1 protein-coding gene is annotated in these 1,517 nt (G+C 71.0%); it reads left to right on the top strand.

Going from position 1 to position 1,517, the window contains the following annotated elements; translation table 11 throughout:
• Positions 1-112: 112 nt before the first annotated feature.
• Positions 113-1,045: a cyclase family protein gene (locus tag AOK23_RS43605; RefSeq protein WP_055717876.1), complete on the top strand. Its 933-nt coding sequence runs from the start codon at positions 113-115 to the stop codon at positions 1,043-1,045.
• The last annotated feature ends 472 nt before the right edge of the window (positions 1,046-1,517 follow it).

Here is a 1,517-nt window from a genome sequence, read left to right as displayed (position 1 = left end):
TTCCCACCCCGGCCCCTTCCCCTCATCGCGGTTTCTGACGGACCGTTAGATTTGCTCGCACGCCGATTCTACGACCCGTCAGATACACCGACACAAGCCCCGGGGAGGGCCGATGTCACTGCCCACGGAGTTCCATGAGATCGCCAAGCGCGTGAACAACTGGGGCCGTTGGGGGGCGGACGACGAGATCGGCACACTCAACCTGATCACCGACGAGGTGGTCCGCGAGGCCGCTCGCTCGGTCCGTTCCGGACGCCGCGTCCCGCTCGCACTGTCCCTCCGGCAGGACGGCGTGCAGACGGGGATGATCCCGGGCCGGGTCAATCCGCTGCACGTCATGGTGCAGATCAACCAGGAGATCTTCGGGCCGGGCACGGTCGCGTGCAGCGACGACGCCGTGACGATGGGCCTTCAGGCGGGCACCCACTGGGACGCCCTGACCCATGTCTCCCATTCGGGCCGCGTCTACAACGGCCGCCCGGCGGACACGATCACCCCGCACACCGGGGCCGCGTTCGCCGGCATCGACAAGGCGCGCCACATCGTCTCGCGCGGCGTGCTCCTCGATATCCCGCGCGCCCTGGGCCTAGACACCGGCCGGCTGCCCGGCGGCCACGCGGTCACACCGGAGGACCTGGACGCGGCGGAGGAGTCGGCCGGGGTGCGGGTCCGCGCGGGCGACATCGTCCTCGTCCGCACCGGGCAGGTCCAGGCGTACCTCGCGGGCGACAAGCACGGGTACGCGTTCCCGTCACCGGGGCTGTCGATCCGTACCCCGGAGTGGTTCCACGCGCGGGACGTCGCCGCCGTCGCCAACGACACGATGACCTTCGAGATCTTCCCGCCGGAGATCGAGGACCTCTGGCTCCCGGTGCACGCGCTGCACCTGGTCGAGATGGGGATGCCGCAGGGCCAGAACTGGAATCTGGAGGAGTTGTCCACAGCCTGTGGAGAAGCGGGCCGGTACGACTTCCTGCTGTCGGCGATGCCGGAGCCGTTCGTCGGCGGTACGGGCACACCGGTGGCTCCGGTGGCGGTGCTGTGAGACAGGGTCGGTAGGCGGCGCGCCGCTGCCCGCCCCGAGCTCGGCACCGCGCGCCGCCATCCGGCCTCGGCGTACCCGCCCCGCTCCCCGGGCCCGGTCGGGAGCCGACGCCGAAACACGACCCACACTCGTCGAGGGCTCCCGTCACCGAAGCCCTCGTCGTCCCCTCGCGGCGAATCGATGACCACAAGCGTGATCAAACGGACACGGCACGTCAACACCCGTTCGGGGATTTGCCCCCTCGGGCCCGAGTCCCGATGCCGCGTACGGGAGCACCCCCGGCGCACACAGCCGCCGCCGCGAGCGTAAGGGTCCGGCGCCGTGCTTCGGCGCGCAGGCGCATGCGACACAGAGGCGCACGCCGGGCGCCTGCCGGGTCGGGGATGCGCGCCACATGACAGATACGCACGGCACGCGGGGAGACGTACAGGGGGACGGGAACCACCCCGCCCCGCCCAGACTCAACCTCGAC

The organism is Streptomyces torulosus, from assembly GCF_001419765.1.
Classification (GTDB): domain Bacteria; phylum Actinomycetota; class Actinomycetes; order Streptomycetales; family Streptomycetaceae; genus Streptomyces; species Streptomyces torulosus.
The sequence above is the reverse complement of the archived record's forward strand: the minus strand, read 5'-3'. Positions and strand labels throughout refer to the sequence as shown.

What these genes read in the sequence shown, in the direction of transcription:
- AOK23_RS43605 (WP_055717876.1), top strand. Translation starts at nt 113, where the DNA reads ATGTCACTGCCCACGGAGTTCCATGAGATCGCCAAGCGCGTGAACAAC.